Genomic DNA, 24596 nt, shown 5'->3' on the forward strand with positions numbered 1-24596 from the left:
CGGCCGCCCCGCTTCTCGACACTCAGCCGCGAAGAATTTCGGCGATCTGCCGATGATCGTGATAGTCACGCGTCTCGACGATCAGCCCGTCGCGCACCCGCAGCACCTGAATGTTCGCGACGAGCCGCCCACGGATGTCATATTTCCACTCCGCGACGACCACCTCCGGGTCGTCGGTGTTGTAGATGCGCACATCGCGGGGTTCCAGAACGATGCCCCCGGCGTGCTGCGCGAAGTGCTCCCGCACCTGCTCCCGCCCCTGCAGGCGTGCGGGCAGGAACGGCATCTCGACCTCGGCATCGTCGGCGTAGAGCAGATGCAACGAAGACCAGTCACCGCTGCCGATCCCGGCGCTGAGCTTCTGAAAGACCTCGCGTGGCGTCATAGTCGCACCCCCATGGCAAAATAGAAGTCCTCACTCCGCTTGTCACCATACGGAGTCAGCACTCCGCTTAGCAAGGGAAGCCATGACGCCGCAGCGAGCCGACGCCGTCCGCAACCGCGCCCGCATCCTCGACGCCGCCGAGAAAGTGCTGGTCGAGCGGGGCACCACGGTGTCCACCGAAGAGATCGCGAAGGCCGCCGGCGTCGGCATCGGCACCCTGTTCCGCCACTTCCCCACCAAGGAGGAGCTGGTCCGAGGCGTCTTCGAGGCCCGGCTGCAACGACTCGCCGAGGACGCGACCCGCCTCGCCGAGTCGGACGACCCCGGCGCGGCCCTGGCGACCTTCCTGCGGCAGGCGGTCGATCAGAGCGAGGTGAAGAACGCTCTGGCCGGCATGTTGACGGCCGCCGGCCTCGAGATACAAAGCGGAGAGCCGCAGCGGGCGCTCCGCGAGGCCCTCGGCACGCTGCTGCGCCGAGCGCAGCAATCCGGCGCGGTGCGCCAGGACCTAGAGGTCCCCGAGCTGATCGGTTTACTCGCCGGCACTTCCAAGGCGATGGAGTACGCCGGAGGCAGCGCCCCCGCCCGCAGCCGCATCCTCGACGTGGTCCTCACCGGCCTCCGCGCCACCCAGCAGTGATCTTTCCCGGCCGAGCTGGCCCCCATTTCCTGGTTACCAGGGTCTCCGCCCGCGTTCGAGACCCGGTCTCAAGGAATCGGGGCCGGCTTGCAACGACGCTCGACCCGGATGCCGAAGTTCTCGAGTGTCCTGAATCGTTCGTTCGTTGTCAGCGCGTCGGCGAACCCCTCTTCATGGGCCTCGCCTTGGCAGCGGACGCCGATGGGCGCCAGGCGTCCGGCGGATGACATCGTCCGCATGGTGGACTCGATCTTCATGGAGTGGACGCGTGTCCCGGATGCCGGCACGCAGTCCCGCATGGCGGATTGGCGGTCCACATGGCAGGAGGTAGCATCCGACAAATACGCTCCAACGGGTCATTTCCATGCCGGGCCTGTCGATCTTGGCGAGTTCGTGCGGCCGGGGAGCCGCAAGTACCCAAGATCGCCCGAGGCGGCGCGCGGAGCGCGCGAGGCGCCCAGGGCGCAAGGCGCGAGGCCGGGTCACGCAAAGCGCAGGCGCCGGAGCACGCAAGGCGCAAAAGGCAAGGCGCAAGGCGCAAAAGGCAAGGCGCAAGGCGCAAGGCGCAAAAGGCAAGGCGCAAAAGGCAAGGCGCAAAAGGCAAGGCGCAAAACGCAAGGCGCAAGGCGCCGGAGCACGCAAGGCGCAAAGCGCCGGAGCGCGGGCGGGGGCGCGGGGTGGGGTGGGGTGGGTCTCAGGGCTCGTTGAAGATGCGGGTGAAGATCTGGTCGATTACGTCGCTCTTGGCCATCGTGTAGCTGTCCGGGGCGGCTGCGGTCTCCGCGGCCAGGCGCTGCTTGGTGGTGGCGTACAGGTCGCGGTCGGACGGGTGGCTGCGCAGCCAGTCGCGGAAGAGGCGGTGGCGGGTGATCTCGGGCGAGTCCGCCGGCCAGACGTGCAGGTGCACGTCGTCGGTGGGCGCGATCAGCATGCGGTGGCCGTGCCACCAGGGCTCGCGCAGCAGCAGGCGGTAGCCCAGCGCCTCGAGCGCGGGCAGCCAGGCCGGCTCGTCGGCGGTGTCCTCGATGACCAGGTCGATGTCGATGACCGGCTTGGCGGGCAGGCCGGGGACGGACGTCGAGCCGACGTGTTCGAGCGAGATGATCCGCTCGCCGAGCGCGGCCCGGATCGGGGCGGCGACCGCGGCGTAGCGCTCCGGCCACGACGGGTCGCAGCCGACGATGACGACGCTCGCGCCCCAGCTCCGCGGGCGCGAGCCGACCAGGCCGGACGCCTGTTGCTCGGGCGTTCCGACCTGGCGCTCGCGAATGTCTTTCGGGTGACCGGCCAACTCACACCTCCAGGAAAAGTTCCGGGAAAAGGGAAGTCGGCCAGGATACGACAGTTACCCGGCGGCGGTGAGCCGGATCGCGCTCCAGGACACCGGGGCCAGGGTCGCACGCAGCTCCCCATCGGACACCGTCACGTCGCCGAGCGCGTGCGGGACCACCCGCTCCGGTTCCGCCGCGGTGTTGACGGCTTCCAGGTCGTCGTCGTGCAGGGTCCAGGTCTCGGCGACCTGCAGACCACGATCAAAACCGGCCAGGGGTACGACGAGGGACGCGGCCGAATCCTGCGACCGGTTGACCACGAAGACCGTGACGTCGCCGGACTCCGGGTCGTGGGTGGCGACCGCGTCGACGACCGGCACGTCGCCGTAGCGGTCCGTCGCGTACAGCGGCGACGCCGGTTCCACCCGCAGCACGTCGCCCTTGGCGAGGCGGGACGTGATCGCGAACGGGTGGAAGATGGTCTGCCGCCAGGCCGGGCCGCCGGGCTCGGTGCGGATCGGGGCGATCACGTTCACCAACTGGGCCTGGCAAGCGGCGGTCACCCGGTCGCTGTGCCGCAGCAGCGAGATCAGCAGGCTGCCGACCACCACCGCGTCGGCCACGTTGTAGACGTCCTCGATGACCGGCGGAGCAACCTGCCACTCAGTCTCCTGGGTGGCCTGGAAACGTTTCTGGTACCAGACATTCCACTCGTCGAACGAGATCTTCAGGCGCTTGGCGCTCTTCAGCTTGGCGCCGACGCTGTCCGCGGTGGCAACCACGCTGTTGACGAAGTGATCCATGTCGACGGCCGACGCCAGGAAGCTGGCGATGTCGCCGTCGAAGGGTTCGTAGTACGCGTGCGCCGAGATGTAGTCGACCTGGTCGTAGGTGAGTTCCAGAACTTCGGACTCCCATGAAGCGAACGTCGGCATCGAAGAGCTGGAACTCCCGACCGCGATGAGCTCCAGCCACGGCTCGGCCGCGCGCAACGCCCGAGCCGTTTCCGCCGCCAGGCGCCCGTACTCATGCGCGGTCTTGTGTCCTGTTTGCCAAGGGCCGTCGAGCTCGTTGCCGAGGCAGAACATGGTGATGCCGTAGGGTTTGTCGGCGCCGTTCGCGCGGCGCAGCTCGGCGAGGCGGGTGCGATCGGGGTGGTTCAGGTATTCCTGCACGTCGAGCGCTTCGGAGACGCCGCGGGTGCCGAGGTTCAACGCGTACATCACCTCGACGCCGGCCTTGCCCGCCCAGCGCATGAATTCCTCGATGCCGACCTCGTTGGTCTCCAGGCTGTGCCAGGCGAGGTCGCGCCGGACCGGCCGGTCCGCGACCGGCCCGATGCCGTCCTCCCAGCGGTAGCCGGAGACGAAGTTGCCGCCGGGGTAGCGCACCACCGACACGCCCAGCTCGCGGGTCAGCGCGAGCACGTCCTGCCGGAAGCCGTCGGCGTCGGCCGTCGGGTGCGACGGCTCGTAGATGCCGGTGTAGACGCAGCGGCCCATGTGCTCGACGAACGAGCCGAAGGTGCGGCGGGAGACCGGCGCGATGGTGAAGGCCGGGTCGAGACGAAATGACGCGTTGAGCACGGGGTTCCCCTATTTGAGGCTGCCGACCGCCAGCCCGCCCCGCCAGTACTTCTGGAGGGTCAGGAAGGCGATGACGAGAGGCACGATGGATACCAGCGAACCGACGATGATCAGGTTCCACAGCGACTGACCGCCGCCGTTGTTGGAGCTGGCCAGGGTGGTCCACAGGGTGATGCCGACGGTGAGGGGGTAGAGCTTGGAGGTGGAGAGCATGACCAGCGGCAGGAAGAAGTTGTTCCAGGTCGAGACGACCGAGAGCAGCAGCACCGTGATGACACCCGGGCGCATGAGTGGCAGCGCCACCCGGAAGAAGGTGCGCAACTCTCCGGCGCCGTCGATGCGCGCCGCGTCCAGCAGTTCGTCCGGGATCGACGCGGAGGCGTACACCCGCATCAGATAGACCGCGAACGGGCTGAGCAGCGACGGCAGGATGACCGCCCAGATCGTGTCGATCAGCCCGATGTTGGTCATCATCACGAAGGTCGGGATGACCAGCGAGGTGAGCGGCACCACGACCGACCCGAGGACCGCGGCGAAGACCAGGTTGCGGCCGCGGAACTTGAACTTCGCGAACCCGTAGCCGGCGAGCACCGAGATGATCGTGCAGCCGATGCCGCCGGTGAGCGCGTACAGCACCGAGTTGCCGAGCCAGGTCAGGAACTCGCCGTTGTTGTAGGCGAAGAGGTCGTGCAGGTTGTCGAAGAAGTGGAAGCCGCCCTTGAACCAGAGCGCGCCGCTGCCGGCGAACAGGCCCTCGGCGTTCTTGGTGCTCGCCACCAGCAGCCACCAGACCGGCACCAGGAAATAGCAGATCAGGGCCAGCAGCAGCAGTTTCCCCCAGATATGCCGGGGAATACGGCGCGGGGTGTCACTCATGTGAAGAGGCTCCCTCGCTTGCGAGTAACGAACATGAAGATCGCCACGGCCACGAAGACCACGAAACCGAGCGAGAACGAGATGGCCGATGCGTAGTTGAACTGCGCATATTGGAGGGCCAGGGTGACCGCGTAGATGTTCGGCGTGAAGTCGGGTGTGACCGTGCCGTTCGCGATCGGACCGAGGACCTTCGGCTCGACGAAGAACTGCAGGGTGCCGATCAGCGCGAAGACCAGGATGAGCGCCATCGCCGGGGTGATCAGCGGGATCTTGATGCGGAACGCGATCTGCCGGGCGGTCGCGCCGTCGGTGCGGGCCGCCTCGTAGATGGAGGTGTCGATGCCCTGCAGCGCCGCGTAGATGATGATCATGTAGTAGCCGGCCCACTGCCAGGTGACCACGTTCAGCAGCCCGTAGAAGATGTTGCCCTGGCTGAGCAGGAACGGCGCCTGCACGTTGAACAGCGTCGAGATCTGCTCGATCGGCCCGAAGCTGGGGCTGTAGAGGAAACCCCACATCAAAGAGCCGAGAACCACCGGGATTGCGTACGGGAGGAAGATGACCAACCGTGCGACGCGGGCCAGGCGGCCGGCGATCTCGTCCAGCAGCAGCGCCGCGGCCAGCGCCACGAGCACCTGGAGCGGGATCACCACGAGGCTGAACTTCAGCACGAACCACAGTCCGTGCAGGAACGACGGGTCGGTGAACGCCCGCTTGTAGTTGTCGATGCCGGCGAACGTGGTGCCGGTCGCCAGGCCCTTGGTGTAAAGGCTCAGGTAGGCCGCGTAGACCAGCGGCGCCACCAGGAAGGCGAGGAACACGACGAGGAACGGGAAGATGAAGAACCAGCCGACCCAGTGGCGCCGCGCCGATCCGCGACGGCCGCCGGGTGCCGCCGGGGTGTCGGGGACGACGGCGCCTGCGCTCAGCGCGGTCGGCGGTGTCTCGATGCTGGCCATGATGCTCCCTCCGCAAAGCCGGGCGGCCACCGAAGGCCGCCCGGCTCGAGCGGGCTACTTGATGGTGAAACCCTGGGTCTTGGCGTATGCGACCAGCGCGGCTTGCAGGTCGGTGGCCGCCTTGTCGCCGGTCGTCTGACCGGCGTTGAGCTTCACGATCTGGGCCTGGAGCTGGGCGTAGTAGTAGACGGTGAAGGGGCTGTAGACGGCGCCCTTGTACGCGTTCTCGGCCGGGATGTAGATGTCCTTGTTCGCCGTCTGACCGCTGAAGAAGTCAACCTTCGCGTTGACGAAGTCGTCCGACTTCAGCACCGTCTGGTTGAGCGGGAAGATCGTCTGGGTCTTCCAGCCGTCGGTGAGTGACGCCTCGTCGGCGTACAGGCCGAGCGCGACCTTGGCCGCGGCGGCCTTGTCGGAGGCCTGGCTGGTCACCGCGAACGCGGAACCGCCCCAGTTGACCGAGACCGGGCTGGCCGCGTCCCACTGCGGCAGCGGCGCCACCGCGAACTTGCCCTTGGACGAGCCGTTGCCGACGCCGGCGCCGGTCAGGTAACCCGGGGCCCAGGCGGCCGAGACGTAGGTGGCGTACTTACCGCCGACCATGCCCGCCACGTAGTCGGTGGTGAACTGGTCCTCCTTGCCGATCTGCTTCTTGGTCGACAGGTCGGCCCAGTAGTTCAGCACGTCCTTGGTGGCCTGGTCGTCGACCTTGATGCCGATGTTCTGCTTGTCGGACAGGTCGTACTGGAACGGCGTCGCGCCCTTCTGGATCATCAGCGCGGTGGTCACCGCCGGCACGTTGCTGGCGAAGTCGCCGAACGGGGGGCCGCCGGCCGCCTTCACCTTCGCGGCGTCCGCGGCGTACTCGGCCCAGGTCGCCGGGGGTTTGGTGATGCCGTACTTCGCGAAGACATCGGTGCGGTAGATCAGCGCCATCGGGCCGCCGTCAATCGGGGCCGCGTAGACCTTGTCGCCCTGCGAGACGTCCTTCCAGGCACCCTCGCTGAAGTTCTTTTTAACATCATTTGCGCCGTACGGCACGAGGTCGACCAGCGCGTCCTGGATCTCGAAGCCGACCAGTTGGTCGCCCTCGAGCATGACGACGTCCGGCGCGCCCTTCTTCGCCGAGACCGCGGTCTGGAACTTCGAGTACTCGTCCTGGCCCTGGCCGGCGTTGGTCCAGCAGACCTGGACGTCGGTGTGCTGGTTGTTGAAGTTGTCGACGACCTTGGCCATGTTCGGGTACCAGGCCCAGACGAGAACGCGCGGCGCGTCCTCTTTTACGATCTTGTTGGTGCAGTTGGTGGGCTTGGCCGCCGTGCTACCGCTGCTGCCGCCGTCGTCGCTGCCGCTGCAGGCGGCAAGTCCGAGAGCGAGAACGACGGGGGCCACGACGGAGAGAGTTGTCTTGAAGCGCATTCCTGGCCTCCTTTAGATGGGCACCGGATCCGGGCATTTCGGGCACGTTAGGTTACCGACCGTGATGTCCGGTTCGGGGTGGGGGTGCGCTATCTGTGATGGATGCCGAGGGTGGGGGGAGCTCACCACTCGCCGGTGATGTGTGATGTAAGTTGCAATTGCAGCGCTGCAAAGGACTATGCCTCGGCCGTTCGGGTCTGGCAAGAGGCAACGTCGTGGAAATACTTTCGTTACCGCGGGTCTTTGCGGCCCACCCCGACGGGGAGGCAACCCTTGCGAGAAACTACGCTGCGTGATGTCGCGGAGCTGGCCGGCGTCTCCCCGCGCACGGTCTCCAATGTGGTCAACGGCTACGCCAAAGTCACCGACAGCACGCGGGCCAAGGTCGAGGCGGCGATCGCCGAACTCGGCTACCGGCCCAACGTGCTCGCCCGCAACCTGGCCACCGGGCGGTCCGGCCAGATCGTCGTGGTGGTGCCCTATCTGGACACTCCCTACTTCGCCGAGCTCCTGCAGGCGGTCATCCCGGCCGCCCGCAAGGTCGGGTACAACGTGCTCGTCGACCAGACGGACGGTGATCGGCAACACGAGGGCGAGCTGATCGGGCGAGGCTCCCGGCGCTTCCTTTTTGACGGAATGATCCTCAGTCCGCTCGGTCTGGCCCAGGAGGATCTCGCCGCCCGCGACCCCGATCTGCCCCTGGTCGTGCTGGGCGAGCGAACCTCGGGCGGCAGCTTCGACCATGTCGGGATCGACGACGTGGCGGCCTCGACCGAGGCGGTGGCCCATCTGATCTCGATCGGGCGGCGCCGGATCGCCGCGATCGGCGACCAGCCGTACCCCACCGGCGAGGCCGCCCAGCTGCGCACCCGCGGCTTCCGGGCCGCACACGCCGCGGCCGGCCTGCCGGTCGACGAATCGCTGATCGTCGGCACCGCGCGCTTCAACCGGATCGACGGCGCCTCGGCGATGCAGTCCCTGCTCGACCGCTCCGATCCGCCGGACGCCGTGTTCTGCTACTCCGACCTCGTCGCCTCCGGGGCGATCCACACCGCCATCGGGCGCGGCCTGCGGGTGCCGGAGGACATCGCGATCATCGGCTACGACGACATCGAGGACGGGCGCTACAGCCAGCCCACGATCAGCACCATCTCCCCCGACAAGAAGGCGATCGCCCAGCTCGCGGTGGATCGTCTCGTCCTGCGGATCGCCGCCCCGGAGCCGATCCCCGGCGTCGAGCTGCGCGCCCCGCACCGACTGATCGCGCGGCAGAGCACGATCGGCGGCTAAATATGAACGGCATGTTGACTAATCATTGACCCGCGGAAATGTAGGTTGTCCGTGGCGAGGCCCCCACCCCGCCGGGATCCTTTAAGGAGCGGGTAGACGTGTCGTTCACCGCGCGCGAACGCTGGATCATGCTGGTGGCCAGCGCATGGCTGGTCACCGGGCTGCAACTGGATGCGTACGCGCACGCGACCACGCCGGAGCTCGAGACGTTCTGGACGCCGTGGCATGCCGTTCTCTACTCCGGCATCGCCGCCTCCGGGCTCACCCTGGTCTGGCTGCTGCGCTCCCGGCTGCCGACCATCCCGACCTACCGCACGCTGATCGCGCTGCCGAACGCCCTCCGCGTCCCGCTGCTCGGCATGGCGTTCCTGCTCGTCGGCGGCGGCGTGGACACGCTGTGGCACAACATCTTCGGCATCGAGCAGGGCCTGGAGATCTTCGTCAGCCCCAGCCACGAGTTCATCATCCTCGGCATGGTGCTGGTCGCGGCCGGGCCGGCGATGATGACGGCGCTGCGCCCCGGCGACCGGCTGACGATCGCGGACGGCACGGTCGTGACGATCTCGGCGCTGCTCACCGCGCTGCCGCTGCACATCTACTCGCTGCACGCCAACGTTCTAGGAGAGTTCTTCTTCGGCGAAGGCGATGATCCGGTACGCATCTATTCCACCGATGCCCAGGTCATGCACGGCTTCCTCTTCACCACCGTGCTCCTTCTCCTGCCGATCATCCTGATCGGCCGCCGCTGGCGGCTGCCGATCGGCGTGCCGGCCGTGCTTGTCGCCGTGCCCGCCCTCGCCATGCACCTGATGTTCCTCGAGGGCGACCCGTGGTGGGCGTCGCTGACCGTGGCGCTCGCGGCACTCGGCATCGAACTGGTCGCCCGGGTCGTGACGCCACTGCTGCCGCCGGCCACGACCTGGGCCGTGCTCGGCCTCGCCGCGCCGCCGGTGCTGTGGGGCACGCTGCTCCTGGTCGCCGACATCGAGGAAGGCGTCGGCTGGAACGTGCACATCGTGACCGGCCTGCTCACCTACACCGCCCTGACCGGGATCGGGACCGTGCTGGTCGCACGGAACCTCCGCCCGCCGGCGCGGGTGCCCGCCGAACCCCCGGCCGAGGTCGTCCCTGCCCCGTGACCCGCCGTCTCTGCCTGCTGCTCCTGCTCGCCGCCGGGGTCGTAGGGGGCTGGGCCACGCCGGCGCTCGCACACGCGGGCGGCCTGGTCGCCACCGACGCCCGCAGCCGGGTCGCGTCGGTTTCACCCGCGGTGCCCGGCTTGTCGGTAACCACCGTCGAGGACGGCGCCAAGCTCCGCCTCGTCAACCGGACCGGTTCGCCGGTCATTGTCCCCGGCGCCCCCACCGCGCCCAGCTCACCCACCACATCCGGCGTCGCTCCCGCGCCCGGCGCCACCATCGCGCCTGGATCCTCGCTGACCTGGGCGGACTCGCGTAGCTCGCCGGTCGGCCGACGCAGCGGCGGGGACTGGTCGCTGGCGCTGGACGTGGGCGGCACGCCGGTCGTCGTGCGCGGAGTCTTCGACTGGTTCGCGCCGCCGCCGTTCGTGCTGTGGTGGGCCGGGGTGGCCGCCCTTGCCGTGGCGGTTCCGGTGCTTTGCCGGCGGGTGCGCCGGGGTGATCTGGCGCTGACCACCGCCGGCCTGGCCGCGATGGCGGCGTCGATCGCGCACGTGATCGGGTCGAGCCTGGCGGTCACGTCGGCGCCCCTGCTCGGGACGTTCGTGAACGCGGCCGGGATCAACCTGCTGGCCTGGCCGCTCATCGCCGGCGGCGCGGTCGCGGTGCTGCGCGGCAAGCCGGCCGGGCTGCTCGCGGTCTGTGCCGGGGCGGCGCTGACCGGGGTGTTCGTGCTGCCGGACGTGACGTCGTTCCACCGGTCGGTGCTGCCGTTCGCCGGGCCGGGCGTGGTGGAGCGGATCCTCGTGGTGGTCGCGCTGGGCGGCGGGGCGGGCGCCGCGGTGGCGGGAGCGTCGGTGTTGCGTACCCTCGCCGCCCGTCAGGAAGCCGCATGAAACGCATCCTGGCTGTCGCCGCGGCGGGTTTGCTCGCCGGCTGCAGCCGGACGCCGGTGGCACACGCGGTCTGGGACTGCACCTCGGTCGCCCCCGGTTCTACATCGGTGACCACCGCAGTTATAGAAGGCAGAGCCGATCCCGCACCCCATCGCGTCGCGGTGCCGCTCAACGGAACGGTGCGGTTGCAGATCGACTCGGACAAAGTTCTGCAAGTGCACATCCATGGTTATGACATGGAGTACGACGCTCCCGGCTGCGTAACCTTCACCGCGGATCTGGCCGGCCTGTTCGACGTGGAAGCGCACCCGGACACGCTGTTGCTGCAGCTCGAGGTGCGATGACCGTCCTGGCCCACGGCATCGGCCAGTCCACCGACCTGCCACTCCCCCTCGACCTGGTGCTCCAGGCCGGCGCGGCCACGGTGGTCATCTCCTTCCTGGGCTCGGCCCTGCTGTGGCGCCGCCCCCGCCTGTCCCCCGCCACCGAGCGCCGCCCGCGTTCTATATGGTGGCGCCGGCCGTTGCAGATCGCCGTGCTGACAGTTTCGCTCTACCTCACGGCCAACGCGCTCCTCGGTCCGCGAGACGAGTCGAACCCGGCCGCCCACGCTCTATATGTATGGCTGTGGGTCGGCCTGATCCCCCTGAGCATCGCCGTCGGCCCCGCCTGGCGAGCAATGAATCCCCTGCGAACCCTGTACCGCCTACTCCACCTGAACCGCCTCGCCCGACCCGACCCGCCCACGATCGGACCGTGGGTGGCGGTGGTCGCGCTGCTCGGTTTCGCCTGGCTGGAACTGGTGGCGCCGGACCGCACGGACCCGCTGGTCATCGGCAGCTTCCTGGTCGGCTATGCGGTCGTCCAACTCGGGTTCGCCGCCCGCTTCGGGGAAGCCTGGTTCGGGCGCGGCGACGCCTTCGAGGTCTACTCGGACCTCGCCGGCCGGCTCAGCCCGATCCGCTGGCGGCCGTGGCTGTCCGGCCTGGCGGTGGATCATCCGGCCGGGCTCGGGCGGGCGGCGTTCCTCGCGGTCTGGTGGGGCTCGACCATCTTCGACAGCGCTTCCGGATCACCGGCCTGGGCCGGCTTCGTGCAACGAACCGGGCACGCTGCGTGGCTGGGCACGGCGGGTCTGCTCACGGTCTGCGGCGCGGTGCTTCTGGGCGTACGCCGGCTGGCCGGCAAGTTGGGTGTCACCAACTCCCTGATTCCGATCGCGGCCGGTTACACCCTCGCCCACTACCTGACGTTGCTGCTGGTGGAGGGCCCGCGCGGCATCCTGCTGCTGGCGCACCAGGATCCCGATTGGACGATGACCCCCGACCCCCGCCTCGTATCGGTGCTGCAGGTGGCCCTGATCCTGGCGGGCCACGCGATCGGCGTCCTGACCGCCCACGACCTGGCCCTGGCCGACGCCCCACCGACCCGCCCACCGCTGGCCACCCTGGCCGACGAACTGCCGGTGGTCCTCTTCATGATCGCCTGCACCTGGGCGGGCCTGTTCCTGCTGTTCGTCCGCTGAGCGACCGATCAATGTCTTGACCGCATCCGCTACACCGAAAGAGAAGTGCCGACCCGGAACCTCGATGCCGAAGGAAGTAGATGGAACGAGAGCAGACAAACCACGGTGCACGGCTCACTCGGCAACGAGTCCGCCACTGGATCCCGGTCTTTGTGGCCATCAGCCTGGTATTTGCGCTCTTCCTGGCCTACCTGCTCGTCCTTCTCTACGTTCCGGTGACGACCGGCGTCTCCTCGGCGGACCTCGCCACCACGTCACTGCTGGGTGAGGGATTCGGCGGCCTGAACACACTCTTCTCCGGGCTCGCCTTCGCCATCCTGATCGGCACGGTAATTTATCAACGCAAGGACATGCTGGCATCGGAGCGCCGCTTGGAAAGCGCACTGGAGCATCAGGCGTCGATGGCCGCCACCGCCCGGCGGGAGCTGGAGGAGAACACCTTGCAGATGAGGGCGAACATGTTCGCCATCGGCGAGCAGACCTTCGTCACTCTGGAGCGATCCATCGCCCAGGTCCCGTCCGTCCTGCGATTCCACGGGCTCGGCGAGGAAGACCTCGAGCGAGCCGGGATCACCGCGGCGGAGCTCAGCTATCTGATGGCCACGCTGACCGCCGGTGGCATTCCGATCAAGGCAACCGCGATAAGCAACCCGGAGTCGGTGAACTCGGAACCTTTCCCGGCCGGCTCCTACTATCACACCCTCCTCTCCTCGGCGGATGTGCAACGCGCCTGGGGCGTCATCGGCCATATTTTCGCCGATTCCATCTACAAGAAAAAGATCGAAGCCACTCTGCACGAGATGCGCGAGGCGCGCCCCGAGGGAAGTGGCGAGTGACCGAACCGTCCCACATAGTCCGGAAGATTCGGGAACGACGTGCCGCCGACGCTGACGCAGATCTCATCCGCGGCGTGTGGGTCATCGACGGCAGCAGCGCGATCGACAGTCTCCATTCCTCGACGGCCTCACCCGGTCGCTACGGATATGCCCTGGTCCTGAGCGGAGAACGCCTGGGCTGCTCCTATGTCGAGCGTGAGGTCGGCCTGCCGGAGGATTGGGTCGGGCGCGACCCGCGGTCGGTCCGGACCGGCGTGCCGGAATGGGAGCTGGCACTGACCGACTCCATGCCCGCCGGCACCCCACCGGTCCCCCGGCGTTCCGACATCCTGACCGGCAGCCCCGCGCAGAAAGCACGCCGGAGAGCCGAGCTGATCTGTGACCTGGTCGCGGAGATTGCCGGCAGCCAGGTAACACCGGCCGAGACGAGAGTTGTCAATATCGGCGTGGCCGGCGAAATTCTGCTGGCGCTGGCCGGCCGTGGATATCAGGTCGCCGCCTGCGACAACAATCCTAACCTGGCCGGGTTTGATTTCGCCGGCATCCGGATCGAGCCGGTGGAAAATCGGCTGGCCCTGCTGGACCGGTCACACTTCGCGATCCTCACCGCGATGACGATGCATTCCTGCGAGTTCGACACCATTCTCGATCATGCGGCGGCGTCGGGCTGCAAGGTCATCGTCTACGGCCAGACCGGACACAGCCTGACCGAGATTCTCGAATTCGGCGCCCACGCCCTGGTTTCCGAGACCTTTCCACCGTACATTTTTCCGGGCCCGTCCACGGTGCATACCTATTTCCGGTAGCACCAGCAGGGAGCGAAATCATGGACGACAAGGCAGAATCCCTCTCCCCACTCCCCGAAACCCTGCCGGAAGCCGAAATCCGAGCGGTGAACACGAGATCGCTGGGCACCGAGATTCATACGCACCGCAGGTTGAGTTGGCGCGACATGATGTTCGACGTCCCGCCGGGCGTATTCATGCCGAGTCCGACCGCGCGACTGATACCCGACCTGATAATGGACGGCGCGATATCGGTCCAGGGAAAGCATTATGCCGCAATGGGAGTCGGGCTCGGCGCCGAGGCGGTCGCAGCCGGGCTCCGCGGAGCGCGCACTGTTTATGGCATCGACATACATCCGGCAAGCGTCGCCGCAGCCGAGTCGAACTTCCGGCTCCATGTCGGCAGCGACGCCTCTGATTTTGTCGGCGTAGTGAGCGATCTGTGGTCGGCGGTGCCGGAAAACCCGCCGATCGACGTGGTGACATTCAATCCGCCGATGATCGACATTACCCTGTCGCCGGACCCGGACATTGCGAGGACGCTGTGCCGGGGCTTCCCCATCGCGGAAAGTTTCTTCGCACAGCTGAGTCAGCGGGAGATCTTGGCGCCGCACTCGAAGATCTACTTCGTTCTCTCGAACACCGCGCCGATTCGGCGATTCTCCGGATTGGCGGCTTCGCTGGGATACGACGTGCGCATCGAATACGAGCGGGGCTGGCAAGGGGAGCGAGTCCGCACATTCGTCCTTCTGCTGACTCGCGCGAGTTGACAACTAATCAACAGTCCCGCAATAGCCGAGGTTTACCATGATGGCGCGGCTTATCTTGGGAAGGAGGGTATTCTCATACCATGAAAGTAGCGGTCGTCGGGGCAGGAATCGTCGGTCTGGCGGCTTCCTTCGAACTGATCAGGGCCGGCCACGAGGTCGATTGTTATGACAGCGGCACTCCGATGGGCGCCCGATCGAGCGGGAGCAGCCGGATATTCCGGGTCGCGCACACGCGACCGGCGCTGGTCGACTGGGCCATGCGATCCGTGCTCGGCTGGCGCGAGTGGAGCGGCCTCGCGAAACGAGAACTGGTCGGCAGCCAGGGCCTCGTCATCAGTGGCGATGCCCGCGGAGTGCAGTCGGCGATGGACGGCGCTCAGGCCGGCTACCGCATCGCCGACGCCACCGGTTCGCTCCCGACCACTCGCGCCCGCGGGCCGTTCTTCGTCGACGATCGAGCCGGCGTGATTGACGTCGACGCCACCGCCGACTTCCTGTTCACGGCGGCCCGGCCACGGTTCCGAAAGCACCGCGTGGCATCGCTGGAGCGGCTCGGCGACGCGGCAATTCTGCACCTCCCCGGCGGCGGCAAGATCGGTTACGACGCCGCCGTCGTCGCGGCCGGCGCCGGGAATGCCGAACTGGCCGCCGACCTGAAGATCGAGCTGCCCACCGATCTCATCTACAATTTTCGCTTCACTTTCCAGCTGAAGGATCCGGGCGCCGAACCGGCCTGCTGGCTGGACTGGTCGGAGGATTGGAAGCCGGGGTTCCGCTCCTACGGCCACTCGAGCCAGGCCGGCCGATGGGCCGTGGGCGGCCGGCTTGCCGGATCCGACGATGCCATCACTGTCCCCTGGGGCGTCGCCCACGAACGAGCCGGCGAACGGATCTCCCGATATATCGAGGAATTCGTGACGGCCTGCGAGCCGGGCTCCCTGGACACCATCTCCTGCAACGCCGTCCGGGGCCTGGGCGACGGCGTCGGCATCGAACGCGACGGGCCGTTCCTGTTCGTCTGGGGAGAGAACCTCTTCAAACTGGCCCCGCAGATCGCAAATTTCGTGCGCGATTCGCTCGACACCGACAACGGCGAATCCGAGCTGGGCGACATCGCTCCACTGTTGTTCTGAGCCACGCCGACCCGCAGCGCCGCCCTTCGGTCCGGTAACGGACAGTGCCACCGTGCGGCGGCGAACCCATCGACGATCGAAAGATCGCTAAGCTACGCCCCGTCCTGCCCGACCGCCATCGAGGAGACGTGGGTGAACGGCACGCCATCGGACCATCCCGATCCGCCTGACGTACCAGCCCAGAGCCCCTCCCCCAGCGAAGCCGACCGCCGGGCGTCCGCGGCCCGCGCGGCGTCCGACCGGGCCGCGTCGCTGCGCGCGGTCTTCGCGGCGTCACCCCGCCCCGGCCAGCCGTCGGAATTCACCTCCCGCGACCTTCGCTATCACCTCGATCCGGCCGCCCGCCGTGACCCAGGGCCGACATCCGCTTTCACACCGACCGACGCCCCCGGCACACGGTCAGCCGCCGGACCACTCTCGGCGTCTGGCGTCGACTCAGCGCCCGGCGCCGCACCGCACGCAGACCGGGCGAGCGGCCGGAGACGGCGGCTGTGGCTCGCGCCGGTAGTTGTCGGAGCGCTGGCGATCGGGGCCGCCGGTGGTGGGCTCGCGATGAATCTGAAGAAGGACGAGGCCGGCGGCTCCGCGACCGCGGTCAACACGCAGGACGCCCCGGCCGACCGGCCGGCTGCGACCGGCGTGGCCGGCTCACCGGTGCCGTCGGCGGCACCGTCGCTCGAACCCACCCGGGCCGCGCCGGGCACCACCGCACCACCATCATCACCGGCGTCGTCGCCGGTCGCGACGACGCCCATCGGCCGCGCCAACCCGGCCGGCGCCAACCTCGCCCTGCACAAGACCGCGACCGCCTCCAGCGTCGAGTCCGGCACCTGGCCCGCCTCGGCAGCGGTGGACGGCGACATGACGAGCCGCTGGAGCAGCAGCTTCGCCGATCCCCAATGGATCACCGTGGACCTGGGCGCGGTGTGGGCAGTCAGCGACGTGCGCCTGGCATGGGAGCACGCCTACGCCATCAGCTACCGGGTCGACCTCTCCCTGGACGCCGAACACTGGTCGACCGTCTACCGGACCACGACCGGAACCGACGGCACCCGTGACATCCGGTTGTCCACGGTCCCGGCCCGCTACGCCCGCATGTACGGCACCAAACGAGTCAGCCAGTACGGCTTTTCCCTGCTGGAGTTCGAGGTCCGATAACTGCTTCTCATAAGTCGAGTTATGAGAACTCCCCTGATGAGAGTGGAGAGCTGTGACCGACCTGGCCGGCCCGCAGAAGTCTTCCGCCCGTACATTGCCCTCGGCAAAGCCAAGTGGGGCGAGATCATGGGGCTGGCCTGTTGCGGTGACGCGGGATTCACCGACGACCTGATGGCCACCGCCGACCAGGACGAGAGTGTCGTCCTGGTCGGACTGGCCGACCTGTTTCAGCGGCCGTTGGTGTGGATCACGCTGCGGATCCACGGGGTGATGTTGTCGGTGCGGGCGCCGTTCTCGGTTTCGGTGTGCGGGCAGCTCGGGCCGTTGCTGACCACGGCTACCAGGCGAGGCCACAGCTTTGCGCGCTCCACGAAGTACGGGGCGCCCGAGTCGTAGGGGCAGGGTGTGGTGTCGGGCGCAGGAGCGTACCCGTGCAGGCCGGTTTCGCTGTCGGTCAGTGAGACCACGGTCAGCTGGCCGGTCCGCAGGCGGGTGACCGGCGTGGGGTTGGTGCTCGTCGTCGAGCCGTAGCCGGTGACCCGGACGACTGCGCCGATCTTCGGCGCGTTGTTCGCCAGGGCGATGGGGCGGATGCCGCGGGCGGGCTCGGCCAGTTCGGCCAGGGCGACGTCGGCCGTGGGTGACTGGCGGACCGCGATGATCGTGGTCTGGATGCCGTGCGTCGTGTCGGTCACGTCCGTTCGGCCGACGTCGGCGGTGGTGACGTCGGCGACCGGGCGTTCGACCCGGACTCCGTTCTCGTCGCGGAAGCAGTGGCCGGCCGTGATGATCCATCGGGCCGAGATGAGCGCTCCCGAACACCCGCTGTTGCGCTTGCCGCCGTCGGCGGTCGGGATGCCGGTCATGGTCAGTTTCACCGAGAAGGTGTACTTGCCGATCGGCACCTCCGCACCGTTGGCGATCGCCTGCGCGGGCGTGGCGGACAGGGATAGTGCGAGGAGGCCGGCAGCGGTGCCGGCACTGATTGATCGCAACATGGGCGCCAACGTATCGATGCTGCGCAATCGGCACATTTTCTGTGTCCACTTAGAACCGGCCGGGAAAGTGGTTCGGCTCGGGTGGTCTACTCGCGACGAGGAGACCACCCGATGCTTTGCTTACGCGGCCGAACCCACCAGTTCCTTCTCCTGCGGGGTGTTCGCCAGGTTCTTCGTCAGGCCTTCGCCTTCTACGTCGATGTTCGGCAGGAACTTGTTCAGCCAGGTTGGCAGCCACCAGGCGGCCTTGCCGAACAGGGACAGGACTGCGGGGACGATGGTCATGCGTACCAGGAAGGCGTCTACCGCTACGCCGAAGGCGAGGGCGAAGCCCAGGGTCTTGATGATGGTGTCGTCGGCCAGGATGAAGCCGGCGAAGACGCTCATCATGATCAGGGCTGCGGCCGTGACCACTCGCGCGCCGTGCTTCATGCCGCTGATTACCGCGTCGTTCGGGGCGGCGCCGTGCACGTACTCCTCGCGGGTGCGGGTTACCAGGAAGACCTCGTAGTCCATCGCCAGGCCGAACAGGATGCCGATCAGGAAGATGGGCATGAGGCTGATGATCGGGCCGGTGGAGCTGACGCCGATCAAGCCGGCCAGGTGGCCCTGCTGGAAGACGAAGACCACGGCGCCGAACGTTGCGGCCACGCTCACCAGGAAGCCGAGCGTCGCCTTCAGCGGGACCAGGATGCTGCGGAACACCAGCATCAGCAGGATGAAGGCAAGACCCACGACGATGGCCAGGTACGGCACCAGCGCCTTGGTGATCTTCTGGGTGACGTCGATGTTGATCGCGGTGGTGCCGGTCACGGCCAGGTCGGCGCCCGGCACGGTCAGGTCGCGGATCGCGGTTACCAGGTCCTGGGTGGCCTGGTCGGTGGCGCCGCTCTTCGGGATGACGGTGAGCAGCGCGGTGTCGCCGGCCTTGTTCATCGTCGGCGCGGTGACCATGACGACGTCGTCCAGTCCGGAGATGGTCTTCTGGGCTGCCGCCGCCGACGACGACGTGGTGTTCTCGGCGACCACGATCAGCGGGCCGTTGAAGCCGGCGCCGAAGCCCTCGGCCAGCAGGTCGTAGGCCTTGCGCTGGGTGGTGTCGGGCGCGGCCGTGCTGTCGTCGGGCAGGGCCAGGTGCAGGTCGAGCGCGGGCAGGGCGGCCACCGTGAGCACGCCGAGCGAGAGCACCAGGGCGGCCACCCGGTTCTTCAGGACGATCCGCGCCCAGCGCTCGCCGAACGCCATCTTGCCGGTCGGCGGCCGCATCGCGGCGCGGTCCTTCTTGGCGAGCACCTTGCGGCCCGCGAAGCCGAGCAGCGCGGGGGTGAGCGTGAGCGTGATGACCACGGCGATCGCGACGGTGCCGGCGGCGGCCAGGCCCATGGCGGTCAGGAACGGGATGCCGGTGACCGAGAGCGCGGCCAGGGCGATGATCACGGTGAGGCCGGCGAAGACGACGGCCGAGCCGGCGGTGCCGACGGCGCGGCCGGCGGCCTCTTCGCCGCTGCGGCCCTGAGCGAGCTCGTGGCGGTAGCGGGAGACGATGAACAGCGCGTAGTCGATGCCGACGGCCAGGCCCAGCATGGTGGCGAGGGCGCTGGTCGACGAGGACAGGTCGAAGAAGCCGGTGGCGATCTGGATGCCGGCCATCCCGAGGCCGACGCCGATCAGCGCGGTGAGCAGCGGCAGGCCCGCCGCGACCAGGGCGCCGAACGTCATCACCAGCACAAGGGCGGCGATCGCGATGCCGACGCCCTCGCTGGAGTGGCCGCCCGAGCTGGTGGCGAGCATCTCGCCGGAGAACTCGACCTGGATGCCGGCGCTCTCCGCGGTGCGGCCGGCGGCCAGCAGCCCGGTGCGGGCGGCGTCGGTGACCGCGGTGGCGTCGACGGAGTAGGAGACGGTCGCGTACGCCGTCTGCGCGTCCGCCGAGATCGTCTTGGCGGTGAACGGGTCGGCGACCGCGGTGACCTGAGGCGCCGACCTGATCGCGGCGACGGCCTTCTCGATGGCGGCCTTCTGCGCCGCGCCGGTCAGCTTGGTATCGCCGTCGACGGCGAAGACGACCTTGGCAGAGGCCCCGTCGGAGCCGGATCCGAACTTCTCGGCGAGGACGGTCAGCGCCCGCGAGGACTCGGTGCCGGGGATGGAGAAGGCGTCGCTGGTCGGCCCGGAGAGTGTTGCCGCGCCCACGCCGAACAGGGCCAGCACCACCACCCAGAGCAGCCCCATGGTGCGGCGACGGCGGAACGAGAACCGGCCGAGCCGGTACAACAAGGTCGCCACTTAAAATCCTCCAGGCTTCGGGTCACGGCGGCATCGCCCTTTGCTTTTCGGCACCGCCACCGTAGAACTGAGCCTTGACGCCCGGCTAGTAAATAACTAGCCGAGCGGTAAGCGTCACACTTACTGCTCGGCTAGTCTTTGCGCGCTCGTGTCGATAGCATTACGCGCATGAGACAGGGGGCGGGAACGCGTCCGCGCGGCGCCGGGCGCGCCCAGTTGCACGACACGGCGCTGCGGCTGTTCGCGCGCGACGGGGTCGAGGGAACCTCCCTGCAGACGATCGCCGACGAGATGGGCGTCACCAAGGCCGCGGTCTACTACCACTACCGCAGCAAGGACGACCTGGTCCTGAGCGTGCTGGCACCGATGTTCGAGGAGCTCGACGCCGTCGTGCGCAAGACCGAGGCGCACCGCAGCCGCCCGGCCCGGCTCGAGGAGTTCCTGACCGGCATGGTCACGCTGATCGTCGACAACCACTCCCGGTTCGCGATGCTGGTCCGCGATCCGTACGTGAGCCGGCTCATGGAGAGCCACCTCGACCTGGTCGCCTGGTTCCACCGGATCGTCACGTCGGTCGGCGCCGGCACCGACCTCCCCGGCCGCGCCGCGCTGCTGATCTTCCTGAGCGGCATGACGGCCCCGCTCAGCGACCCCGAGATGGTCGCGCTAGAGCCTGCCGAACAGCGGGAACTCCTGCTGGACTGCGGGCGGCGCCTGCTGCAGATCCGCCGCCGCTAGGTCTTGTTAGCGATAACAACTGGTTGCCCTGGGCGGCGTTGACACCTGCTTTGTTAGCGATAACAATGCTGGCACAGCGCTGGAACATCCCCGAAATGCGGGAGGTAACCCCTCATGCCCGTTGATCTCTCCGTGGCCTGCGTGGTCGGTGTCGACTACGGCACGCTCTCCGGCCGTGCGGTCGTGGTGCGGGTGGCCGACGGCGCCGAGCTCGGCTCCGCGGTGCACGACTACTCGCATGCCGTGCTCACCGAGGCGCTGCCCGACGGCACCCCGCTCGGGCACGACTGGGCGCTGCAGGTGCCGTCCGACTACGTCGACGTCCTGAAGTACGCCGTGCCCGCCGCGCTGTACGCCGCCGGCGTCGACCCGGCGCACGTGATCGGCGTCGGCACCGACTTCACGGCCTGCACGATGGTGCCGACCCTGGCCGACGGCACGCCGCTGTCCGAGCTCCCGGAGTGGAGCAGCCGTCCGCACGCGTACGTCAAGCTCTGGAAGCATCACGCCGCACAACCGCAGGCGGACCGCATCAATGAACTCGCCGCGAAGCGCGGCGAGCCCTGGCTCGCCCGGTACGGCGGGCTGATCTCCTCGGAATGGGAGTTCGCGAAGGGCCTGCAACTTCTCGAAGAGGACCCGGCGGCGTACGCCGCGACGGCGCGCTGGGTGGAAGCCGCCGACTGGATCGTCTGGCAGCTCACCGGCAGCTACGTGCGCAACGCCTGCACCGCCGGTTACAAAGGCATCCGCCAGGAGGGCCAGTACCCCTCGGCCGAGTTCCTGAAAGAGCTGAACCCGGCCTTCGAGAACTTCGTCGCCGACAAGGTGGAACAGCCCATCGGGCAGTTGGGCAACTCCGCCGGCACCCTTACCGCTCAGGCGGCCGCCTGGACCGGGCTTCCGGAAGGCATCGCGGTCGCGGTCGGCAATGTCGACGCGCACGTCACCAGCGCGGCGGCGAAGGCGCTCGACCCCGGCCAGATGGTCGCGATCATGGGCACCTCGACCTGCCACGTGATGAACGGCGACGAGGTCCGCGAGGTCCCCGGCATGTGCGGGGTCGTCGACGGCGGGATCGTGGCCGGTCTCTGGGGCTACGAGGCGGGGCAGTCCGGGGTCGGCGACATCTTCGGCCACTACGTCGCGAACCTCGGCGCCGAATGGACGCACGAACGGCTCACCTCGCTGGCCGCCCAGCAGAAGCCGGGCCAGCACGGGCTGATCGCGCTCGACTGGCACAACGGCAACCGGTCGGTGCTGGTCGACGCGGAACTGTCCGGCCTGCTGGTCGGCGAGACGCTGGCCACCAAGCCGGCCGACATCTACCGCGCGCTGATCGAGGCGACCGCGTTCGGCACTCGCAAGATCGTCGAGACGTTCGGCGAGGCCGGGGTGCCGGTGCGGGAGTTCATCGCGGCCGGCGGCCTGCTGAAGAACGAGCTGCTCATGCAGATCTACGCCGATGTGCTGAACATGCCGCTGTCGCTGATCGGCTCCGACCAGGGGCCGGCGCTCGGGTCGGCGATCCACGCGGCCGCGGCGGCCGGCGCCTACCCGGACGTGCGGGCCGCGGCGGCGGCCATGGGCCGGGTCGAACGGTCCGTCTACCGGCCCGACCCGGCGAGCGCCGCGATCTACGACGAGCTGTACGCCGAATATTCGGCGCTGCACGACTACTTCGGCCGGGGCGCGAACCGCGTGATGCGCAAGCTGCGGGCCATCCAGCGAAAGGTCTCGGCGTGATCCAGAAGATCAAGCAGCTGGTCGCCGATCTGCATGCCGAGCTGCCCCGCAACGACCTGGTCGTGTGGACGGCCGGCAACGTGTCGGCCCGGGTGCCGGGCGAGGACCTGCTCGTCATCAAGCCGTCGGGGGTCTCCTACGACGAGATCACCGCGGACCGGATGGTCGTCACCGACCTCGACGGCAACCTGGTCGAGGGCGATCACCAGCCCTCCTCGGACACGGCCGCCCACGCGTACGTCTACAAGCACATGCCGCACGTCAACGGCGTGGTGCACACCCATTCGACGTACGCGACGGCCTGGTCCGCCCGGGCCGAGGCGATCCCCTGCGTGCTCACCATGATCGCCGACGAGTTCGGCGGCGAGATCCCGGTCGGCCCGTTCGCGCTGATCGGCGACGACTCGATCGGCCGCGGCATCGTCGAGACGCTGCGTGACCACCGCTCCCCCGCCGTGCTGATGCGCAACCACGGCGTCTTCACCATCGGCCGCTCCGCCCGCGACGCGGTCAAGGCCGCCGTCATGTGCGAGGACGTCGCCCGCACCGTGCACATCGCCCGCCAGCTCGGCACCCCGATCCCGATCGGGCAGGCCGACATCGATTCCCTCTACGCCCGCTACCAGAACGTCTACGGTCAGGAGCCCGCCGCATGAAGCCTCAGATCTGGTTCCTGACCGGCAGTCAGCACCTCTACGGCCCCGAGACCCTCGATCAGGTCGCCGCCCAGTCGGCCGAGATCCAGCGGCAGCTGGCGGCGGGCGGGCTCAGCGCCGAGATCGTCAGCCGGCCGGTGCTCACCGACTCGGGCGCGATCCGGCAGACCATGCTGGAGGCCAACGCCGACCCCAACTGCCTGGGCATCATCGCCTGGATGCACACGTTCTCCCCGGCCAAGATGTGGATCACCGGGCTGGACACGCTGCGCAAGCCGCTGCTGCACCTGCACACCCAGCACAACCAGTCGCTGCCGTGGGCCACCATCGACATGGACTTCATGAACCTCAACCAGGCCGCGCACGGCGACCGCGAGTTCGGGTTCATCCAGGCGCGCCTCGGCGTGCCACGCAAGACCGTCGCCGGGCACGCCGCCGACCCGAACGTGGCGCGGCGGGTCGACGCGTGGATCCGGGCCGCGGCGGGCTACGCCCACCTGCGGACGCTGCGGCTGGCGCGATTCGGCGACAACATGCGGGACGTCGCGGTCACCGAGGGCGACAAGGTCGAGGCCGAGCTGCGTTTCGGGGTGTCGGTCAACACGTACGGCGTCAATGATCTGGTGGCCTTGGTTGATGCGGTGTCGCCGGCGGATGTCGACACCCTGGTGGCCGAATATGACGACGTCTACGAACTCGCGCCGGAGCTGCGCAAGGACGGCGACCGGCACGAGTCGCTGCGGTACGCGGCACAGATCGAGGCCGGGCTGCGGCAGTTCCTGACCGAGGGCGGGTTCGGCGCGTTCACCACGAACTTCGAGGACCTGGGCGGGCTGCGGCAGCTGCCTGGTCTCGCGGTGCAGCGGCTGATGGCCGACGGCTACGGCTTCGGCGGCGAGGGTGACTGGAAGACGTCCGCGCTGCTGGCCACGGTCAAGGCGATGGGCGCCGGAACCGGCAAGGGCACGTCCTTCATGGAGGACTACACCTACCACTTCGGCCCGGGCGAGCCCAAGATCCTCGGCGCGCACATGCTGGAGGTCTGCCCGACGATCGCGTCCGCCCGGCCCAGGGCCGAGATCCACCCGCTCGGCATCGGCGGCCGGGAGGACCCGGTGCGGCTGGTCTTCGACGCGGCGGCCGGCCCCGGCGTGGTGATCGGCCTGGCCGACCTGGGCGACCGGTTCCGGTTCGTGGCCAACACCGTCGAGGTGGTGCCGCCGGACGAGCCGCTGCCCAGCCTGCCGGTGGCCCGCGCGGTGTGGAAGCCGGCGCCGTCGCTGTCCACGTCGACGGAGTGCTGGCTGACCGCCGGCGGCCCGCACCACACGGTGATGACGCAGGCGGTGGGGGCCGAGACGCTGCGCGACTTCGCCGAGATGGTCAAGACCGAGCTGCTGCTGATCGACGAGCGCACCACGCCGTACGACTTCGCTGACCGGGTCCGCTGGAACCAGGCCTACTACCGGCTGTCCCGCCCGATGTGACCGCAGCGCCGGGCCCG

General features: G+C 68.5%; 25 protein-coding genes. 15 read left to right on the forward strand and 10 right to left on the reverse strand.

All coding sequences use genetic code 11. The features are described 5' to 3' along the window. Window positions 1–22: 22 nt before the first annotated feature. Window positions 23–385, reverse strand: a complete 363-nt coding sequence (locus tag AB0E90_RS23100; RefSeq protein ID WP_360409061.1) for a nuclear transport factor 2 family protein — start codon at window positions 383–385, stop codon at window positions 23–25. An 82-nt stretch (window positions 386–467) separates the two neighbouring features. Between AB0E90_RS23100 and AB0E90_RS23105 the strand changes: the two genes are divergently transcribed. Beyond that, a complete protein-coding gene (locus AB0E90_RS23105) occupies window positions 468–1025 on the forward strand; it encodes a helix-turn-helix domain-containing protein (RefSeq protein ID WP_360409064.1) in 558 nt (185 codons plus the stop codon). Window positions 1026–1093: 68 nt separating this feature from the next. Here AB0E90_RS23105 and AB0E90_RS23110 read toward each other — a convergent pair whose 3' ends face one another. The 6 genes from AB0E90_RS23110 to AB0E90_RS23135 form a co-directional block, all read right to left on the reverse strand. Then, on the reverse strand, window positions 1094–1282 hold the full coding sequence (locus AB0E90_RS23110) for a hypothetical protein (RefSeq protein ID WP_360409067.1): 189 nt from the start codon (window positions 1280–1282) through the stop codon (window positions 1094–1096). Between the two features lie 437 nt (window positions 1283–1719). After that, the gene (locus tag AB0E90_RS23115; protein WP_360409070.1) at window positions 1720–2316 is read right to left on the reverse strand and encodes a GrpB family protein; all 597 of its coding nucleotides are present in this window, start codon (window positions 2314–2316) and stop codon (window positions 1720–1722) included. Between the two features lie 54 nt (window positions 2317–2370). Further along, the gene (locus tag AB0E90_RS23120; RefSeq protein WP_360409073.1) at window positions 2371–3882 is read right to left on the reverse strand and encodes an alpha-N-arabinofuranosidase; all 1512 of its coding nucleotides are present in this window, start codon (window positions 3880–3882) and stop codon (window positions 2371–2373) included. A gap of 9 nt (window positions 3883–3891) precedes the next feature. Next, window positions 3892–4758, reverse strand: coding sequence for a carbohydrate ABC transporter permease (locus AB0E90_RS23125; RefSeq protein ID WP_360409076.1), 867 nt, complete (start codon window positions 4756–4758; stop codon window positions 3892–3894). Next, the gene (locus AB0E90_RS23130) at window positions 4755–5717 is read right to left on the reverse strand and encodes a sugar ABC transporter permease (protein ID WP_360409079.1); all 963 of its coding nucleotides are present in this window, start codon (window positions 5715–5717) and stop codon (window positions 4755–4757) included. Before AB0E90_RS23130 ends, AB0E90_RS23125 begins: the two co-directional genes overlap by 4 nt. 54 nt (window positions 5718–5771) lie before the next feature. Continuing rightward, on the reverse strand, window positions 5772–7136 hold the full coding sequence (locus AB0E90_RS23135; RefSeq protein ID WP_360409082.1) for an extracellular solute-binding protein: 1365 nt from the start codon (window positions 7134–7136) through the stop codon (window positions 5772–5774). A gap of 273 nt (window positions 7137–7409) precedes the next feature. On the opposite strand from AB0E90_RS23135, the gene AB0E90_RS23140 reads away from it, so the two are divergent. From AB0E90_RS23140 to AB0E90_RS23180, 9 genes are all read left to right on the forward strand, one after another. Continuing rightward, the gene (locus tag AB0E90_RS23140) at window positions 7410–8426 is read left to right on the forward strand and encodes a LacI family DNA-binding transcriptional regulator (RefSeq protein ID WP_360409085.1); all 1017 of its coding nucleotides are present in this window, start codon (window positions 7410–7412) and stop codon (window positions 8424–8426) included. Between the two features lie 98 nt (window positions 8427–8524). Continuing rightward, on the forward strand, window positions 8525–9565 hold the full coding sequence (locus AB0E90_RS23145) for a hypothetical protein (RefSeq protein WP_360409088.1): 1041 nt from the start codon (window positions 8525–8527) through the stop codon (window positions 9563–9565). Further along, window positions 9562–10461 (forward strand): hypothetical protein, encoded by a 900-nt coding sequence (locus AB0E90_RS23150; protein ID WP_360409091.1) that lies wholly within the window; start codon window positions 9562–9564, stop codon window positions 10459–10461. Before AB0E90_RS23145 ends, AB0E90_RS23150 begins: the two co-directional genes overlap by 4 nt. After that, on the forward strand, window positions 10458–10805 hold the full coding sequence (locus AB0E90_RS23155) for a hypothetical protein (RefSeq protein ID WP_360409094.1): 348 nt from the start codon (window positions 10458–10460) through the stop codon (window positions 10803–10805). Before AB0E90_RS23150 ends, AB0E90_RS23155 begins: the two co-directional genes overlap by 4 nt. Continuing rightward, window positions 10802–11986, forward strand: a complete 1185-nt coding sequence (locus tag AB0E90_RS23160; RefSeq protein ID WP_360409097.1) for a hypothetical protein — start codon at window positions 10802–10804, stop codon at window positions 11984–11986. Before AB0E90_RS23155 ends, AB0E90_RS23160 begins: the two co-directional genes overlap by 4 nt. Window positions 11987–12066: 80 nt before the next feature. Further along, a complete protein-coding gene (locus AB0E90_RS23165) occupies window positions 12067–12822 on the forward strand; it encodes a hypothetical protein (RefSeq protein WP_360409100.1) in 756 nt (251 codons plus the stop codon). A gap of 74 nt (window positions 12823–12896) precedes the next feature. After that, complete coding sequence (locus AB0E90_RS23170; RefSeq protein WP_360409103.1) at window positions 12897–13628, forward strand: hypothetical protein; 732 nt, start codon at window positions 12897–12899, stop codon at window positions 13626–13628. Window positions 13629–13648: 20 nt separating this feature from the next. After that, the gene (locus AB0E90_RS23175) at window positions 13649–14377 is read left to right on the forward strand and encodes a hypothetical protein (protein ID WP_360409106.1); all 729 of its coding nucleotides are present in this window, start codon (window positions 13649–13651) and stop codon (window positions 14375–14377) included. A gap of 80 nt (window positions 14378–14457) precedes the next feature. Then, window positions 14458–15510, forward strand: a complete 1053-nt coding sequence (locus AB0E90_RS23180) for an FAD-dependent oxidoreductase (protein ID WP_360409109.1) — start codon at window positions 14458–14460, stop codon at window positions 15508–15510. Window positions 15511–15602: 92 nt separating this feature from the next. Here AB0E90_RS23180 and AB0E90_RS23185 read toward each other — a convergent pair whose 3' ends face one another. Then, the gene (locus AB0E90_RS23185) at window positions 15603–15815 is read right to left on the reverse strand and encodes a hypothetical protein (RefSeq protein ID WP_360409112.1); all 213 of its coding nucleotides are present in this window, start codon (window positions 15813–15815) and stop codon (window positions 15603–15605) included. A 247-nt stretch (window positions 15816–16062) separates the two neighbouring features. On the opposite strand from AB0E90_RS23185, the gene AB0E90_RS23190 reads away from it, so the two are divergent. Beyond that, entirely contained in the window at window positions 16063–16668 is a 606-nt protein-coding gene (locus AB0E90_RS23190; RefSeq protein ID WP_360409115.1) for a discoidin domain-containing protein, read from the forward strand. A 227-nt stretch (window positions 16669–16895) separates the two neighbouring features. On the opposite strand, the gene AB0E90_RS23195 is transcribed toward AB0E90_RS23190, so the two are convergent. Further along, on the reverse strand, window positions 16896–17666 hold the full coding sequence (locus tag AB0E90_RS23195) for a trypsin-like serine protease (RefSeq protein WP_360409118.1): 771 nt from the start codon (window positions 17664–17666) through the stop codon (window positions 16896–16898). A gap of 120 nt (window positions 17667–17786) precedes the next feature. Then, on the reverse strand, window positions 17787–19952 hold the full coding sequence (locus tag AB0E90_RS23200) for an MMPL family transporter (protein WP_360409121.1): 2166 nt from the start codon (window positions 19950–19952) through the stop codon (window positions 17787–17789). 168 nt (window positions 19953–20120) lie between these two features. Here AB0E90_RS23200 and AB0E90_RS23205 point away from each other — a divergent pair, with 168 nt between their 5' ends. The 4 genes from AB0E90_RS23205 (at window position 20121) to araA (ending at window position 24579) form a co-directional block, all read left to right on the forward strand. After that, window positions 20121–20690: a TetR/AcrR family transcriptional regulator gene (locus AB0E90_RS23205; protein ID WP_360409124.1), complete on the forward strand. Its 570-nt coding sequence runs from the start codon at window positions 20121–20123 to the stop codon at window positions 20688–20690. A gap of 114 nt (window positions 20691–20804) precedes the next feature. After that, complete coding sequence (gene araB / locus AB0E90_RS23210; RefSeq protein WP_360409128.1) at window positions 20805–22436, forward strand: ribulokinase; 1632 nt, start codon at window positions 20805–20807, stop codon at window positions 22434–22436. Next, window positions 22433–23092: an L-ribulose-5-phosphate 4-epimerase gene (locus AB0E90_RS23215; protein ID WP_360409131.1), complete on the forward strand. Its 660-nt coding sequence runs from the start codon at window positions 22433–22435 to the stop codon at window positions 23090–23092. Before araB ends, AB0E90_RS23215 begins: the two co-directional genes overlap by 4 nt. Further along, entirely contained in the window at window positions 23089–24579 is a 1491-nt protein-coding gene (araA, locus tag AB0E90_RS23220; protein ID WP_360409134.1) for an L-arabinose isomerase, read from the forward strand. The genes AB0E90_RS23215 and araA overlap by 4 nt, the downstream gene beginning before the upstream one ends. Window positions 24580–24596 lie beyond the last annotated feature (17 nt).

Origin of the sequence: Actinoplanes sp. NPDC026619 (assembly GCF_040638295.1) — a bacterium.
Classification (GTDB): Bacteria; Actinomycetota; Actinomycetes; order Mycobacteriales; family Micromonosporaceae; genus Actinoplanes.